Source organism: Peribacillus sp. Aquil_B1 (genome assembly GCF_022603275.1).
In the GTDB taxonomy this organism is placed as follows: domain Bacteria; phylum Bacillota; class Bacilli; order Bacillales; family DSM-1321; genus Peribacillus.
Map to the genome: position 1 here is coordinate 1,831,165 of NZ_JAKXEE010000001.1, position 16,261 is coordinate 1,847,425.

17 protein-coding genes are annotated in these 16,261 nt (G+C 37.9%); 12 read left to right on the forward strand and 5 right to left on the reverse strand.

The window, feature by feature from the left end; genetic code table 11:
- Positions 1–21 precede the first annotated feature (21 nt).
- On the reverse strand, positions 22–474 hold the full coding sequence (locus tag MPH60_RS09065; protein ID WP_241591045.1) for a nucleoside deaminase: 453 nt from the start codon (positions 472–474) through the stop codon (positions 22–24).
- A 257-nt stretch (positions 475–731) separates the two neighbouring features.
- Here MPH60_RS09065 and MPH60_RS09070 point away from each other — a divergent pair, with 257 nt between their 5' ends.
- The 10 genes from MPH60_RS09070 (at position 732) to MPH60_RS27745 (ending at position 8,625) form a co-directional block, all read left to right on the forward strand.
- Positions 732–1,634, forward strand: a complete 903-nt coding sequence (locus tag MPH60_RS09070; protein WP_241590831.1) for an AEC family transporter — start codon at positions 732–734, stop codon at positions 1,632–1,634.
- Between the two features lie 216 nt (positions 1,635–1,850).
- Positions 1,851–2,261 carry a hypothetical protein gene (locus MPH60_RS09075; RefSeq protein ID WP_241590829.1) on the forward strand — a complete coding sequence of 137 codons (411 nt, stop codon included), beginning with the start codon at positions 1,851–1,853 and terminating at the stop codon, positions 2,259–2,261.
- Positions 2,262–2,680: 419 nt separating this feature from the next.
- Entirely contained in the window at positions 2,681–3,409 is a 729-nt protein-coding gene (locus tag MPH60_RS09080) for an amino acid ABC transporter ATP-binding protein (RefSeq protein WP_048687119.1), read from the forward strand.
- A 19-nt stretch (positions 3,410–3,428) separates the two neighbouring features.
- Positions 3,429–4,256: a transporter substrate-binding domain-containing protein gene (locus MPH60_RS09085; RefSeq protein ID WP_101225415.1), complete on the forward strand. Its 828-nt coding sequence runs from the start codon at positions 3,429–3,431 to the stop codon at positions 4,254–4,256.
- A 106-nt stretch (positions 4,257–4,362) separates the two neighbouring features.
- Complete coding sequence (locus MPH60_RS09090) at positions 4,363–5,001, forward strand: amino acid ABC transporter permease (RefSeq protein WP_133346635.1); 639 nt, start codon at positions 4,363–4,365, stop codon at positions 4,999–5,001.
- A gap of 14 nt (positions 5,002–5,015) precedes the next feature.
- Positions 5,016–5,666, forward strand: coding sequence for an amino acid ABC transporter permease (locus tag MPH60_RS09095; RefSeq protein ID WP_034307000.1), 651 nt, complete (start codon positions 5,016–5,018; stop codon positions 5,664–5,666).
- A gap of 977 nt (positions 5,667–6,643) precedes the next feature.
- Complete coding sequence (locus MPH60_RS09100; RefSeq protein ID WP_241590827.1) at positions 6,644–6,925, forward strand: DUF4190 domain-containing protein; 282 nt, start codon at positions 6,644–6,646, stop codon at positions 6,923–6,925.
- Between the two features lie 110 nt (positions 6,926–7,035).
- Positions 7,036–7,356, forward strand: a complete 321-nt coding sequence (locus tag MPH60_RS09105) for a hypothetical protein (protein WP_137020179.1) — start codon at positions 7,036–7,038, stop codon at positions 7,354–7,356.
- A 612-nt stretch (positions 7,357–7,968) separates the two neighbouring features.
- Complete coding sequence (locus MPH60_RS09110) at positions 7,969–8,391, forward strand: nucleoside 2-deoxyribosyltransferase (protein ID WP_241590825.1); 423 nt, start codon at positions 7,969–7,971, stop codon at positions 8,389–8,391.
- Positions 8,392–8,502: 111 nt separating this feature from the next.
- On the forward strand, positions 8,503–8,625 hold the full coding sequence (locus tag MPH60_RS27745; protein ID WP_272492815.1) for a hypothetical protein: 123 nt from the start codon (positions 8,503–8,505) through the stop codon (positions 8,623–8,625).
- A gap of 400 nt (positions 8,626–9,025) precedes the next feature.
- Here the strand turns inward: MPH60_RS27745 and MPH60_RS09115 are convergent, their stop codons facing one another.
- Positions 9,026–9,769, reverse strand: coding sequence for a L,D-transpeptidase family protein (locus MPH60_RS09115; protein WP_241590823.1), 744 nt, complete (start codon positions 9,767–9,769; stop codon positions 9,026–9,028).
- Between the two features lie 219 nt (positions 9,770–9,988).
- On the opposite strand from MPH60_RS09115, the gene MPH60_RS09120 reads away from it, so the two are divergent.
- A complete protein-coding gene (locus tag MPH60_RS09120; protein ID WP_241590821.1) occupies positions 9,989–10,441 on the forward strand; it encodes a YueI family protein in 453 nt (150 codons plus the stop codon).
- A 266-nt stretch (positions 10,442–10,707) separates the two neighbouring features.
- On the opposite strand, the gene MPH60_RS09125 is transcribed toward MPH60_RS09120, so the two are convergent.
- The gene (locus MPH60_RS09125) at positions 10,708–11,775 is read right to left on the reverse strand and encodes an AI-2E family transporter (protein ID WP_241590820.1); all 1,068 of its coding nucleotides are present in this window, start codon (positions 11,773–11,775) and stop codon (positions 10,708–10,710) included.
- A 515-nt stretch (positions 11,776–12,290) separates the two neighbouring features.
- Positions 12,291–13,559, reverse strand: coding sequence for an L-lactate MFS transporter (locus MPH60_RS09130; RefSeq protein ID WP_241590818.1), 1,269 nt, complete (start codon positions 13,557–13,559; stop codon positions 12,291–12,293).
- A gap of 506 nt (positions 13,560–14,065) precedes the next feature.
- Between MPH60_RS09130 and MPH60_RS09135 the strand changes: the two genes are divergently transcribed.
- Positions 14,066–15,154, forward strand: a complete 1,089-nt coding sequence (locus tag MPH60_RS09135; protein WP_241590816.1) for a branched-chain amino acid aminotransferase — start codon at positions 14,066–14,068, stop codon at positions 15,152–15,154.
- Between the two features lie 307 nt (positions 15,155–15,461).
- Here MPH60_RS09135 and MPH60_RS09140 read toward each other — a convergent pair whose 3' ends face one another.
- Positions 15,462–16,148 (reverse strand): response regulator transcription factor, encoded by a 687-nt coding sequence (locus tag MPH60_RS09140; RefSeq protein ID WP_241590814.1) that lies wholly within the window; start codon positions 16,146–16,148, stop codon positions 15,462–15,464.
- Between the last annotated feature and the right edge of the window lie 113 nt (positions 16,149–16,261).

The following is a 16,261-nucleotide window of genomic DNA, read 5'->3' on the forward strand; positions in this document are numbered from 1 at the left end:
CCTTTGGCAAAATATAACCGGTTAATATTTCACTTTTTCATTATTGGTTTCCCATGTTCGGAATGGTAAATCGTGGTCATTAAAAGATAATTGTTTCATTTTCATTGTCCGATTTTCCATTGGCAGGGCAAGTTCTTGATATATAAAGTGATCATCAAAGCCAATATTTGCAGCGTCTTCTTTAGTACATGCGTAATAAATGGCTTTTGGACGTGCCCAATAAATAGCGCCGATGCACATGGGGCAAGGTTCGCAGCTAGTGTATATTTCACAATCCGTAAGCTGGAAGCTGTCGAGATTCCTGCATGCATCACGAATCGCCTGGACTTCGGCGTGAGCTGTAGGATCGTTGGCTGTTGTCACATTGTTACATCCTCTGCCTACGACTTTGCCATCTTTTACGATTATAGCACCAAAAGGCCCTCCGTTCTTTGCCAATACATTTTCATATGCAAGCTGAACAGCCATCTCCATGAATTTTACATCCACTAAAAAACACCCCTTCTTATTAGTAATAACCAAAAGTATTGATGTTAAGTTATTTAACGTAAATATAATAAACAATATACCATATGCATGGGGAATTGGAATATTATTTTCTGAAAATAAAGAAAAATCAGTTTGTGTTAGAATATATGACGTGCAATCAAAATGGTTAAAAGAATTTTTACAAATAATAATAAAACTGATATTGTTAAAAGAAAATCATTGGGATTATGAAGGTGAAGTGCATGGGGTTTTTGGGAGTTCTTTTACCGATATTCGGTATTTTTGTTTTAGGGTTCATCGGTCAGAAAAAGTTCAAACTTGATACAAAATCAATATCCACGATGGCATTATATTTAATGTCACCTTTTCTTGTATTCCGAACTTTTTATTCCGCAGAATTTACGATTGATTATTTTTACCTGTTCTTATTCACGATAGTACTTTGTCTTTCTCTTATACTGGTAGTCTACATCATATCTTTTTTCCGCAATTATACAGTCACTGAGACAAGCGGCATGATATTGGCATCGGCATTCATGAATAACGGAAACTATGGAACACCCGTCATTTTCCTGTTATTCGGAGCCGCAGGACTCGATTATGCAATCATCCTTATGGTGGGACAGCAGTTAGTGATGTGCACGATCGGCATTTATTTCGCTGCAAAGGGAAGTCCGGAAGGTAACGGAGTTCAAACAGCGATTAAAGCAGTATGCCGAATGCCGATTGTTTATGGAGCTATTGCCGGTACAGTATTTCAGTTTGTTAACATACCTTTAAGCAATTCGGTTATGGAAGCTATTAACCTTGTTGCAAATGCAGCCATCCCCACAATAATGATTACACTGGGAATGCAGCTGGCCAACATTTCGCTGAAAAAAATAGCCTATCGGAAGCTATCAGTTTCGCTGCTCCTTAAACTTGCCGTGTCACCGGCCATTGCCTTCCTGTTATCTCTTGCCTTGCCAGTGGGTGATATGGTCAGGCATATCATGATCATCGTAGCTGCCATGCCAACGGCAGCCAACACTACGATGTATGCGCTCCAATTCAACACGGAGCCTGAATTCGTATCAAGTGCTACGTTCATTAGTACATCATTAAGCCTGATTACGCTTCCAATCATCTTTTTCTTTGTATTATAGGAGATTATCATTCTAATTATGTGGGCAAACTAATTATATACAAGAAGCAGAGGGATCCCGGCCAATTAAAAGAGGAATACGGGCAGATTATATGTATTACTCTTGACCTCGCGGACTTGGGTTTGGGTGTCCAAAAGTTTTCATTTAGATTTAAAGAGCAAGCTTGTTAAACTGGCATTTACTTTTTTAATGCCTGTATTTGATTGGAGGGGTTTTGTGTTCCAGACTAAAATTGAACTGACTAATACTGGAAAGATTGATGCCATTTTAAAGGGAATCGTTCTGAAAACCTATGAAGAGTCACTTGAAGAAAAACTCTTGCTATGCATGGAGTGCGGTGATGTCGATTTTTATATCACGTATTCAAATAATGAGGAACTTCAGGATGCGATAAATGAAAATTTTGAACTTGATGAATGTGGTGAAATCGTGAAAATAGATGAACATCAAGAACTTATGGATGATTTATACGATTATTTCTTGATCATACATAAGGAAAGTGATTTGTTTGATTTTTTTCCAGTAGGTCCATATGCTCACGGCGGGGAAATTCGTGAATCGGATACGGATATGCTGGCGCCAAGGGGTTTATATTCAGCGCCATTTGAAGACGCGATAAAGGAATGATGAAAAGGACAGCAGTTGCTGTCTTTTGTATTTTTAAGAGCTTATTAAGCTTTCGGGAAATAAATTTTTTTTACAAAAAGAGGGAATTTTTTTAAGGGGATATCAGTTTAGATTTATCTGTTTTATGAAATATAGCAATAATATCATGAAATATAATATCGTTTTTAACAATTTAAAGTTTATATGGTAATTTTAAGAAATATTATATATAATAAAAAATGTGAATATTGAATATATTATTTGAATTACTAGTTTAAAATAACAATAAAAACGGACTATTCACTATGAATTAAGAAATATTGGGAAATAATATTTGAAGAAGGGATTATACATAATTTGTTTCGAGTTAAGAGATTGCTATATTATGCTTTTAGAATTCTGATTATTATAAATTTTCAGTTTTGGACAGGGGGCTAATTATGATAGTTTTTGACCGAGTGAATAAGTATTATGGCGATTTCCATGTATTGAAAGAAATTAATCTTACAATTAAGAAGGGGGAGGTGGTAGTGGTCATCGGACCCTCCGGTTCAGGGAAAAGTACACTGCTCCGATGCATTAATCGTCTAGAGACCATTTCGCAAGGTTCCCTTTCCATAAATGGTTTAAATGTAGCGGATAAAAAAACGGACATAAACAAACTTCGTCGGAATATCGGTATGGTTTTCCAGCATTTTCACTTGTATCCTCATAAAACCGTGCTCGAGAATATCATGCTTGCTCCCAGGAAGGTTCTAGGACAATCCGAAGAGGAAGCGAAAAAGATTGCACTGAAGTATCTGGACAAAGTGGGGATTGGAGATAAAGCGAATTCATTTCCTTCTCAGCTTTCGGGTGGACAGCAGCAACGGGTAGCGATTGCCAGAGGTTTGGCAATGGGACCGGAAATCATGCTATTTGATGAACCTACCTCAGCCTTGGATCCAGAAATGATTGGCGAGGTACTGGATGTAATGAAAGCACTTGCCCATGAAGGAATGACGATGGTGGTGGTCACGCACGAAATGGGATTTGCCCGTGAAGTAGCGGATCGAATCGTATTCATGGACGAAGGCAGGGTTTTAGAAGAGGCATCACCGGCTGAGTTTTACGCAAATCCTCGTGAAGAGAGGGCTCGTTTATTCCTTAGCCGTATATTAAATCATTAAAAAAACAGGGGGGAATTACATGTTGAAGAAAAAGAAATGGTTAAAATTATCTTTGCTATCCTTACTGGCTGTCATCTTATTAGCTGGATGCGGCGGGGGGAACGATTCAGACAAAGCTGAAGAGGGTGGAGGCAAAGACAAAGAAAAAGATGTTCTCGCACAAGTGAAGGAAAAGGATAAGATCGTTTTTGGGGTGAAAAATGATACAAGACTATTTGGATTGAAGAATCCAAGTACTGGAGAGGTTGAAGGCTTTGATATTGATATTGCCAAAGCTCTTGCAGCTGAAATCCTTGGTGATGAAAATAAAGTTGAATTTAAAGAAGTGACTTCTAAAACTAGGATGGCATTATTGAATAATGGTGATATAGATGCGATTGTAGCGACCATGACAATCACGGAAGATCGTAAAAAAGAAGTAGACTTCACTGATGTTTATTTCGACGCAGGACAATCTTTGTTAGTCAAAAAGGGCAGCGATATTAAGGGTATTGATAGTTTGAAAGGGAAAAAGGTATTGGCTGTCAAGGGCTCTACTTCTTCCATAAATATCCGTGAAAAAGCTCCTGAAGCACAAGTGCTTGAATTTGAAAACTATTCCGAAGCGTTCGCTGCACTTAAATCCGGACAAGGAGATGCTTTGACCACGGATGATTCCATCCTTTATGGAATGGCAGATGAAGATCCAAGTTATGAGCTTGTTGGCGGTACATTTACGGAAGAACCATATGGAATTGCCGTAAAAAAAGGAAATGCTGAATTTGTTGAAGAGTTGAATAAAGCGCTTAAGTCACTTAAAGATTCAGGCAAGTACGATGAAATCCATGATAAATGGATTAAACATTAAACATTTTAGCAAATGGATAAGGGAAGCTGACCTTAAATAACATTTGAACATTTGTCTGTGAGGATGAGCGTTTTGCTCATCCTTACTAGTTAAAGGAGTGTATGCCGTGCTTGATTTCTCCATTTTAACAGAGAATCTGGATATGTATTTATTAGGCTTTAAAAATACAATCATGTCGAGTTTGGTCGCATTGATAGCGAGTTTGATTCTTGGTGTGCTAATTGCTATCATGCGGATTGCGCCAATAAAGCCACTAAACTGGCTGGGTACCGCCTATGTCGAGTTCATTCGGAACATACCGTTATTGATCATTACCTTTTTCTTCTTTCTCGGACTTAAACTAAGCGGTCTATACGCCGGGACATTAGCCTTGACCATTTATACATCATCTTTCATAGCTGAGGCAATTCGAGCGGGCATACTTTCTGTGCCAAAGGGTCAAATGGAAGCTGCCCGTTCTTCTGGTCTGACATATGGACAGGCCATGAGGCTCGTCATTCTGCCGCAGGCCGTTAAAATAGTCATTCCTCCTTTAGGGAACCAATTTATAAATCTAGTAAAGAATTCTTCCATTTTAGCCGTTGTTGCAGGACTCGATCTTATGTACCACGGGGATTTGATTTCTTCCAGGACATTTGTCGTCTTTGATGTGTACATTTTCGTTGCAGCGTTTTACTTAATTCTTACCATTCCTTTAAGTTTTGGCGTTGGGTATTTGGAAAAACGTCTGGCTAAGAGTAATTGAGGGAGGCATAAGATATGGATTTTGCAGGTGCCTATACACCAGATAATCTTAAGTTTTTATTAGAAGGATTTTGGGTAACGCTCCAGGTAGCTTTTATATCCATTATTCTAAGTTTCATTATTGGCGGGCTTGTAGGTATAATCCGATACGCAAAAGTGCCGGTGTTATCACAAATATTAGCTTTGATTGTAGAAACGGTACGTAATTTGCCTCTGTTATTAATAATATTTTTTACCTATTTTGCTTTGCCGGAGATACGGATTAAACTGGAAATCATTCCAGCAGCCATAGTTGCCTTGACAATTTTTGAGTCTGCCATGCTTTCTGAAGTCATTCGAAGTGGACTGAAATCCATTGATAAAGGCCAAATGGAAGCTGCCCGTTCATCAGGCTTGAGCTATACACAGGCATTGATACATATTATTTTGCCCCAAGCGCTGCGCCGCATGGTTCCTCCCATTGTCAGTCAATTCATTTCTTTATTAAAGGATACCTCTTTAGCTGTTGTCATCTCATTGCCGGAGCTGACCCATCATGGTCAAATCATATATGGACAAAGTCAAAAGTATTTAATACCGATTTTAATCCTGGTGGCTCTCATGTACTTCATTGTAAATTATAGCCTTTCTTTGGTAGCCCAGAGACTTGAATTGAAACGAACCTAAAAAAACGGCTCAGAAATGAGTCGTTTTCTACTTCTCTACGGGGTTCGGAAGTGTCTCACCTCCTTCCAAGATTATAAAACGAGACTGGTTATCCCTCATGTAATTTCCTTGTGAACCTCATTAGATGGAAGAAATTTGCGACACTCCTGCCGAATAACTGGCTAGCCGAGACCCCACAGGCGCTTGTGCCGAGGAGGCTTGGCAGACAGTCGGCGGAAAGGGAGCGGATCTCTGGAATCAACAGGATTGTTATTTTAAGAAAAAACTGAAGGCTGGACTCATTCGAACCAAGTTAAGACTAGGTTATCCTTCATGATTTTATACTGCAATCCTTTATGGATTGAAGAGATATGTGACAATCCTGCCAAATAGCTAACTAGCCGAGACCCCACAGGCGCTTGTACCGAGGAGGCTTGGCAGACAGTCAGCGGAAAGGGAGCGGATCACTGGAATCAACAGGATTGTTATTAAGAAAAAACCGAAGGCTGGACTCATTCGAACCGAGTTTAAGACTAGGTTATCCTTCATGGTTTTATAATTGTTAATCCTTAATGGATGGAAGAAATTTGCGACACTCCTGCCGAATAACTGGCTAGCCGAGACCCCACAGGCGCTTGTGCCGAGGAGGCTTGGCAGACAGTCGGCGGAAAGGGAGCGGATTTCTGGAATCAACAGGATTGTTATTTTAAGAAAAAACCGAAGTCTGGACCATCCCAAACCAAGTTAAGACTAGGTTATCCTTCATGATTTTATACTGTAATCCTTTATGGATTGAAGAGGTATGCGACAATCCTGCCAAACAGCTAACTAGCTGAGACTCCACAGGCGCTTGTACCGAGGAGGCTTGGCAGACAGTCGGCGGAAAGGGAGCGGATCTCTGGAATCCTCTGGAATATTAGTGATGAATGAGTACACAAAAAAATGAATCTTTTGCTTTTAATAACCGTATATATAAAGGAAGAAAGAAGGTGGAATATATGTCGGAAATTAAAAGAAGCAATAGCAAAGCGATTGTATCATTGATCATGGGGGTATTATCCCTGTTTATTCCATTCATAGGCATCATATTAGGTATTCTCGGTTTAATATTTGCATCGAAGAGTAAAAAAGAAATTAAGGTTACGGGTGAATCTGGAGATGGATTGGTGACAGCTGGAAAAGTGTGCAGCATTGTTGGAATAATCTTGAATGTTCTCGTGATTCTGATTTTCCTGGTGTTTTTTTATTTCTCAGTAAATACGAACATAACAACCTATTGAGTACTAAAATTAACTTGACAAACAAAGAAAAGTAAATTAAATCTATATAAAATGGAAATTCATGTTATAATTATTATAAAAACCTAAATTTTGTATGAAGGGATGATATTTTGACCATTCAAATCTTTGAGTACCCAGCCGTATTCTATTATGAAAAACACCCGTTGATTATCGACTCTTTTTCCGTTCAGGTTTGCTTTCCGGATTTTAGGCGAGAAGGAATTATTTCTTCCGTTAGCGGTAGGAATCGGGTAGATGCCTTAGCTTGTGCTCAAGAACTACTGGAATCCATGGTCGAACATTTTATTCACGATAAAAAAAGAATCCCGGATGCAAGTGAAATGGAAAAGGTAAATCTGGATAGGGGAATCAATATTTGTGAGGCTGCACCCTTCAGAATTGAAATAGAAAATATCACATATGAAAAATAAAAAACCTTGCCGGTTAAAGGACAAGGTTTTTATTTTGTATTTCTTGAGATTCAATGGATTCAATGTAAATTTTGTAACCCGAAATGTCAGGCACTTAATACATATACAGTATTAATTATTTTTTGTAGAAAGGTGAACTGGATGTGATCATGATCCACTGCATAAAATACCCCGGATTGACTTCACTTTTATGATTTGGTGAAAGATATGTTTTCAGAGTCCAGTAGAACTCATCCTCATCACCTCAAGCTTTAATCATCCTATTTAAAATAATGAAAACTTTTGGCAAAAGATTCTATCTAAAAGTAAACAAAGTTGATTGGAACAGGTGTCCGAGATTCCAGCGGGAAAAGCGAGTGCCTGGAGAGGAAAATTTACGTTCAAATTGCACAAACCCCTAAAAAACTGTAGACAAACTCGAATTTAATAGAGTTGGCCTACAGTCTGAAACCATCATGACCTGTAAAGGAATGATGGTTTTTTTGCATGGAATTTCCATTTAATTATTTTTTAATTTTGGGGAAAGGATATTGCGTTCTTTATAACGAATATGTATAGTATAGGTAACGTAGGTAAAAAGTATCAATAGTTATATATTTTGGAGGTGTATGTGTGAAATATTATATAGCATCAGACGAAAAAAATTTAAAGCAAGTCAAATCATTGATCAAGAAATTGACTTCAAAAGGGTTTACATGTGTGAATGACTTGAATTTAATTACGAATGATGAGAAAAACCAAGTAACGGACGGCATTGGAGAATATGAAAAAAAGGGGATTGAGGAAGCCGATTTCATGCTGATCTTCCTAACAGCAGGAAAAGGTAATCTATATGAGCTTGGATATGCTTTATCTTTATATAAGAAAATTATTGTGTATTCACCTGAGAAAGACAATTATCATATTAATAAAAAATCAATATTTCACAATCTTCCCGAGGTAACAATCTGCAGCGGGACCTTTTATAAGCTGGTTAAATTGATACATACGCTTTCTCCGGACGGATCTGAAAAAGATTCACTGCATCTTAAATAATTGTCACATGTAAAATTTAAAGGATACCCTCTAATAATATATCTTTTGAACGAATGGTTTAGTGTATTAAAAATGAGGGTAAAAACCTATAAAAAAAGGGAGAGGACTGTTTTGGCCATTATTGATATCGACCAATTATTGTTAGCCACTGAAGCGATTGCAGAAGAGTCAGTTCCATTCCACCTTGATACATTTGACATCGATCAACTTTTGGATAAAACGGATAATTGGTAAGGAAAAGCATTCCCAGAGAGGATATGCTTTTTTTCTGATTGAAAATAACCTGATTACCGGTATGAAAAAAATACAAGCAATCAGGCAAGCGAGGATATTACAAAGAATTGAATAAAGTTAAAACCGGCGTCCTTTTACGAATCCTAATATCACAAACATCGAAATCGTGCCAATAACAAAAATTGCTTTAATGGAATTTACGAGAATTTCATCGTACATTTGTATTACCTCCTTGTATGTAATGACAGTGCGATTATGATTAGCTGTTGATGTATAAATTATAACATAAAGTCAATATCTATTGGTGGGAAATTAAAGACGATATGGGTAATAATGTATAGGTAGGTAATTTAAAACACAAAAAAAGATATCCTTAAAAAGTGGATATCGGCAATGAAAATTATTTAAGACCTAGCGCTTTTTTCGTTCTTGGTCCGACGATCCCATCAGAAGTAAGTTTTTTAGAAGTTTGGAATTTTTTTACGGCCGTTTCTGTGTTTTTTCCAAATGACCCATCTACTCCTTTAGTGCTGAATCCAAGTTTAGTTAATCTTTTTTGCAGTTCAATTACTTGGGGGCCACTGCTTCCTTTTTTTAGGGTAGAGTTGGTATTAACAGGTAGGCTCACAGATCCGCTCACTTTATATCCATTCGTGGCGGCTATGGTGGCAAATGATTTATTCGAACTGGCAATCAAGACTACAGTGTTCATTCTTACCCTATCGTATAGCCATTGAACTTCATTGTTATACATACGAATACAACCGGCACTTATATATTTCCCAATGGTTGAAGAATCATTATTGCCGTGTATTGCGTACGTATTTCCTGGTGTATTCCTTGCATTGATCCCCAGCCATCTTTTACCTAGAGGGTTTTTTGGGTCTCCGCCTCTAATGTTGCCTTTATAATAGGGACGATTCACAATCTTTGTCACTACCTTGAACTTTCCTTCAGGAGTGTAGGAGGCTTTCTTTCCTGTCGCCACAATGAATACCCTCACCAATTTATCATTTTCGTAATAGGCAAGCTGATTATTGGCTTTATTGATGATAATCAGTTGTCTTGCTGCCGCACCTGAAGTATTACTGAACCCAACAAAAGTAAAGGCGAATATCAATATAAATACAATTAATTTCCTCATGTTTTTCCCCGTCCCTCATTTAAGCAACATACATTTACACATATACTATCCTATGCATGAAGTGTGGCTAAAGTGACAATTTTTTAAATGGGGGGTAAACTAACAATGGGTATATTACACCCAGAGTACTTTCTCCTTTTTTGCATACTAAAGAATGATGGGCACTATTTTTGACCATATTACATACATTATTGAAGTGAAAACGGAGGTGGAAAAGAATTGTCACGCCTAAATGTGGAGGACTATCTAGAACAAGGTATCCATGGTCCAAAAGAAATAAAGCCTGGTGAACGAAGGGAATTTCTGGGCACATTACGGGAGCGCGTCGTCATTGTACTAAAAAAAAGCCAAGTCTTTGAAACGAATGTATATCCAGAGGTAGAGCAAATGATGAAGCAGTACCCTCGTTCAAATTTGTTTTTAAATGGTCAGATGGACTATCAATATTTAGGGAAATATATAAAATTGGCAATGAGTCATAATATTCCATATAAAATTGTCCTAAATAAAGAACACAACTCCGATTTGGGTCTGGTATTAGCAGAAAATAATGCCATAAACAAAGAGGAAATTCATATCGAGAAGAAATTTCATGCCGAGCAAGTTATCAAAAAGAAAAGCTTCAAAGCGTTTTTCAAACGCTTTATTAAAAAATTATTAAACAAACGTTGATAAAATTATCAACGTTTTTAGTTTGTCTACAAAAGGAGACACGGAGGGGACTCTCCCCGAACCATGATTTTAAAACAAGAATTGGAATGCTTCTTGTTACAGTTTTATGAAACTGGAACTTTTTTTGAGGGTTTGTAAAATTCGAACTTTCATTTCCACTCCAGGCACTCGCTTTCCGCGGGCGGTCCGGGAGCCTCCTCGGCGCTCTTGCACCTGCGGGGTCTCCCGTTGGTCGCGTTTTTCCACAGGACAATTCTTAATGGTGATTATGCAATCCTTTTCCGTAAGTTATAAAATTTCCTGAAATTCCCTATAATCGTTTTTACTACGGAATAAGTGGGGATAGCGATCAAAATGCCAATGAAACCGTATATTGATCCTGCAGCAAGCAGCAATAAAATAATGGTAAGCGGGTGAATGTTAAGACGTTTTCCCATAATATTCGGTGTAACCAAGTGACCTTCGACCTGTTGAACAACGGTAAGGACAATGAGTACTTTCACTGCCAACCCAATGTCTTGCTGTAAGGCAATGAAGAGGGCAGGGATGATGCTTATTAATGGACCAAGGAATGGTACAACGGTAAAAATCATGGCGAATAGGGCTAATACTAGTGCATAATCGAGACCGATAATAAGGTAGCCAATATACATCAAAGTACCAATGACGATTGATATGATGAATTGACCGATAATATAAGTTGAAAGGGTTTTATCGACGTCTTTTAAAATCGTGTTTCCTTCTGATTCTACATCGGTCGGAATATATTTTAATAGAAATGGTCTTAATTTATCTCCATCCTTCAAGAAATAGAATAAAATGAATGGTGTAATGACCAGTACTGTTAATACACTAGTGATTGTGGAAAAAATGGTATTGACATTCATTATGAGTTTTTCAGAGTAATCTTTTAAATGTGTGATCGCTTTTTCTTTCAATTCTTCCATATTAACCATGCCAAAATCATTTTTTTCAATCATGACTTCAGATTCTTTAGAGAATTCCTTGACTTTGCTGGGTAGGTTTTCAGATAATTTTTGAAATTGGTCCACGATTACTGGACTGCCAAAGTAACCTACCATCCCAATCATACTAAATATAATTAAAAAGACGGTGAAGATGCTAGCTGACCTCGGGACAAATTTAGTTAAAAAGTTAACGACCGGCCGTAAAATATAGTATAAAAGCCCAGCCACAATAATAGGGAAAAACATGGCAGCAATGATTTTTTGTAGCGGCTGCAGAACATAATCAATCTTACCTAGTAAAAAAATAATTAAAATGCTCAAAATGATCGCGCATGCATATTTAAAAAACGGTTTATTGATCCACAAGACAATTCCCCCTAATTCCATCTCTTACTTGATTCCCTGATTTAACTAAAAGTTAAACTAAATAACTTGTTCAAAATGTTTGGTGTAAAATGATCATTCATCTTTTTTGGATTTTGCTGTTTTATTTTGAACTTTAAAGGATTACTAGCTGACCAGAAGGAAATGGAAATATTGCCTGTAAATATAACCGAAGCAAACGAAAACAGACTTTCACTTTAAAATGAAGGTCAACTTTTTAAAAAAATATTTGTTTGGTCACTTTGACTTTTACCTGTCCTCACGTTCATAAGCCGATCATCCCTATAACTGCATTTCCCTAGACTACTGCGATTAAGTTTAAGCAATGCTCAAAACTGCACCAGCAAAGAATCCTGCGGGGATGATATAATCGTAAAAAATTCCCTTACAGTTTTTTAAGAGCGGCCGCCGTTAAGGTCATAAACAAAAAAGGCATCATCAAGGTAAATTCCGTTTAGGGAAGTTTACTTGATCATGCCTTTTTGCATAGTTTTAAATTATGATATTTTACTAAATGTTCCCGTTGCTCCTTGTATCTGTTCTCTTTGCATTTTTTTAATGTCGAGACGCAACCAGATCGAGATGGCAAATGCTATCGCAATTAATGCTGCGAAAACATAGAATACCGGGATGTAACTGTTCGTACTTTCCCTGATTGCAGTAACCAACATAGGTCCGCAAACCCCGCCTAGAGACCATGTAGTTAAAAGGTAACCGTGGATGGCCCCAATTTCCTTCGTTCCAAATAAATCCCCGGCAAATGCAGGGAGATTTGAAAATCCTCCTCCGTAACAACTTACGACCAGCAAGATGAGTCCTTGGAACAATAGTGTATTTGTCGTCGTTGGAAGTAAAAGGAACGCACCGATTTGAATGATGAAGAAAATGACGAAAACATTTGGACGTCCTATATAATCTGATGCTGCCGCCCAGCCAAGTCTTCCTCCGCCATTAAAGATACCCATAATACCGACTAATGTTGCTGCACCTGCTACAGACAGACCAACAACGTCTTGAGCCATAGGTGAAGCTACCGAAATCATCATGATACCTGCACTTGTATTTATCAATTTCATGGACCATAACATCCAGAAGTGTTTAGTTTTAACCGCTTCTTTTGCAGTTAATTGCCTTAAGTCTTTCTTCAGTTCTTTCTTACCTGACTCAATATCTTTCTTCATTCCTTCAGGTAGCCAGTTGGCCTTTGGAGGTGCAATATAGGATGCCCCTAGGAACATCAGTATGAAATAGCCTGCTCCTAAAATATAATAGGTAGTATAAATGCCAACGGATTCCATAAGGCTTGCAGCTACTGGGGCTGTAATGAGAGCTCCGGCACCGAATCCTAATACTGCCATTCCTGTTGCCAATCCCCGGCGATCTGGGAACCATTTGACTAAAGTGGATACTGGTGAAATGTACCCGATCCCCATACCAAGTCCACTTAAAACCCCATATGTCAATAGGTAAAGCGGAAGTGAATCGACCATTACTGCTAAACCGGAACCAGCTTGTCCTAAACCGAATAATACAGCAGCGACCATGGCTGACTTCCTTGGACCATTTTTTTCTACGAATTTGCCAAAGAAGGCAGCAGAAGTTCCTGCAAGCGCCATCATTATTGTGAATGCTAACGTTACTTCAGTTTCTGACCACCCCATAGTCTCTACTAATGGTTTTTTGTAAACGCTATATGCATATGCACCACCAATTGAAAGGTGGATGGCGATAGCGGATAAAGCGATTAACCATCTGTTTTTTGTCATGTTGTTACCCCTTTTCGTCAAAAAATAAGAAAGTTGCATGCGTTTCATCTATAATATATCGTTTTGCATGCGTTTTATCTATCTTGTGGGATAAGTATATAAGAATATTAATTAGTAGTAAACTACTAAATTGAAATACATGTAAAATTTTCCTCTAGGCTTGAAATTGGGAATGGTACGAAAAGAGGAAACGATTGAATTTACTCTTAAGGCAAAACTAGAATTATTCTCATTGGCTTTATTGTGATTATTTTGATAAAATTAATCTAATATTCAAGACACCTTAGCGTACAATTGGAATTGATGTTTTTAGAGGTTTTAGGAATAATTGATTCTTTTTTCAGGAATCATAGTCTGGAAATCAAAAAAATCCCATTTATTTTAAAAAAATTCCGAAAATTTCGTCTTAAAGGCTTGAACTATGATTCCTTATAGGAGTAAACTAATTAAAGATAGATTTTATGGAAGTGAAATCTTGTAAATTTAATCAACAAGGGGTTTTGGTAATGAAGGAACATGACATGCAAATCACGCTTAGTACAACAAAGAAAGAAAAACCACAAGCGGACCAGCTTGAGTTCGGTAAGCAGTTTACCGATCATATGTTTATAATGGATTACACACAAGGGCAAGGGTGGCATGATCCAAGAATTGTTCCTTATCAACCGCTCTCATTGGAGCCGTCAGCTATGATTTTTCACTATGGTCAATCCGTTTTTGAAGGATTGAAGGCATATGCAACACCAGAGGATGAAATTATCTTATTCCGTCCGGAAAAGAATTTCCAACGCTTAAATAGTTCAAATAGCCGATTATGCATACCGGATATCGACGTTGATTTTGCGTTGAAAGCCTTAAAGAGTTTAATTAGCGTTGATAAGGATTGGGTTCCCCAGGCAGAAGGGACATCTTTATATATCAGGCCATTCATTATAGCTACTGAGCCTTATCTTGGGGTTTCCCCATCGAATAAGTATCAGTTCATCATCATTATGTCTCCAGTAGGTTCGTATTATAAAGAAGGCATTCATCCAGTTAAAATTGCAGTAGAGTCAGCTTTTACACGTGCAGTTAATGGAGGTACAGGTGAAGCCAAAACGGGCGGTAATTATGCATCGAGCCTAAAAGCCCAGGAAGTATCCGAAAAGATGGGTTATGCCCAGGTTCTTTGGTTAGACGGAGTGGAGAAAAAGTATATCGAAGAAGTTGGAAGTATGAATGTTTTCTTCAAAATTAATGGTGAGATCATCACCCCTGCTTTAAATGGTAGTATCCTTCCGGGTATTACTCGTGATTCGATTATAGAATTACTGAAACATTGGGGTCTTCCCGTGTCGGAAAGACGCATTTCGATGGAGGAAGTCCATGAAGCCCATAAATCAGGTCACTTGGAAGAGGCCTTTGGAACGGGAACTGCCGCGGTCATATCACCAATTGGTGAATTCTTGTGGAATGGTGAAGAAATGATCGTTCAAAGCGGGGAAACTGGCGAACTTTCCAAAAAGCTTTATGATACACTGACAGGTGTCCAAACAGGTAAAGTCGCAGACGAGTTGAAATGGACGACGAAAGTTGAAGAAAAAGTGACTCAATGAGACTTAAATAAAAGGGGTTCGGAATTAAAAATTCCGAACCCCTTTTGAAATTCCCTTTCAATTTTGGACTGAAATTAAGTATTGGGGCTCAACGAGAACTCCGTGTTTTTCTCTGAATAGAATCATGGTTCAGAAAGCATCCTCATCAACAAAACACAAAAGACTGTTTTTAAACAAAGTTGATTGGAGCGGGTGCCTGAAGTGGAAATCAACGTCCAAATTTGTACAAGTAAAAAAATGTAGACAAATTTGATTTTCATCGAGTTTGTCTACAGTCTGTAAAACCTTCTTTGAAGGTTTTTTTGTTTCACATAATCATTTTGTGTCTTATGGCAACAGCGACGGCCTCGGTCCGATGATTCACTCCCAATTTCCTGATAGCAGAAGAAATATGGTCTCTGACTGTAAATTCACTAACGCTCATCTTTGGTGCCATTTGTTTTAATCCCAATCCATTGGCTAAATATTGAAGGGCCTCCACTTCACGTTTGCTTAGAAGGTGAGTGGGAGGGGCGGAATCCAATGTCGAACTGACAGCCAGTTTTAAATAATGGGAAAGCTTCATTAAATCATTCTTGGTAACAGGCTCGTTGGCGTGAATGGGGTCAACTAACACTAAACCGATGGCCATGTCATTCACATTTATCGGGATGATAGCCAACGAAGAGATGGAAAATCTTTTAACGTATTTTGCAGGGATGGAGGATTTCGCATGTTGGATGGTTAAGTATATGGGTTTGTTATGGATGACTGCTTGGTGGATGGGGTATATATCATGAATATTTTCTTTAACATTATGTAATGAAAAGGTAGCTTCACTTGTACATGCACATATTCCTTCACCCATGCCTGTCAAACATGAGTAACTGAATAAGGAAGCGCGTTGAAATGAAAAAAAATCCACACAGCCTTTTACGATCATTTGTGATTTATTTGCCATATCTTTTTGATGGGAAATCTTTTTTACATGATTCATCAGAGTTTCCTCAAGCATTCGACTTTATTCCTCCCTACATTTTCAGTGCTAGGATAAATACTACTAATATCTTACAATATAATGAAAACTCTTACAAATCAAAAAATTCTAAGAGAATCAAAGTTCATATT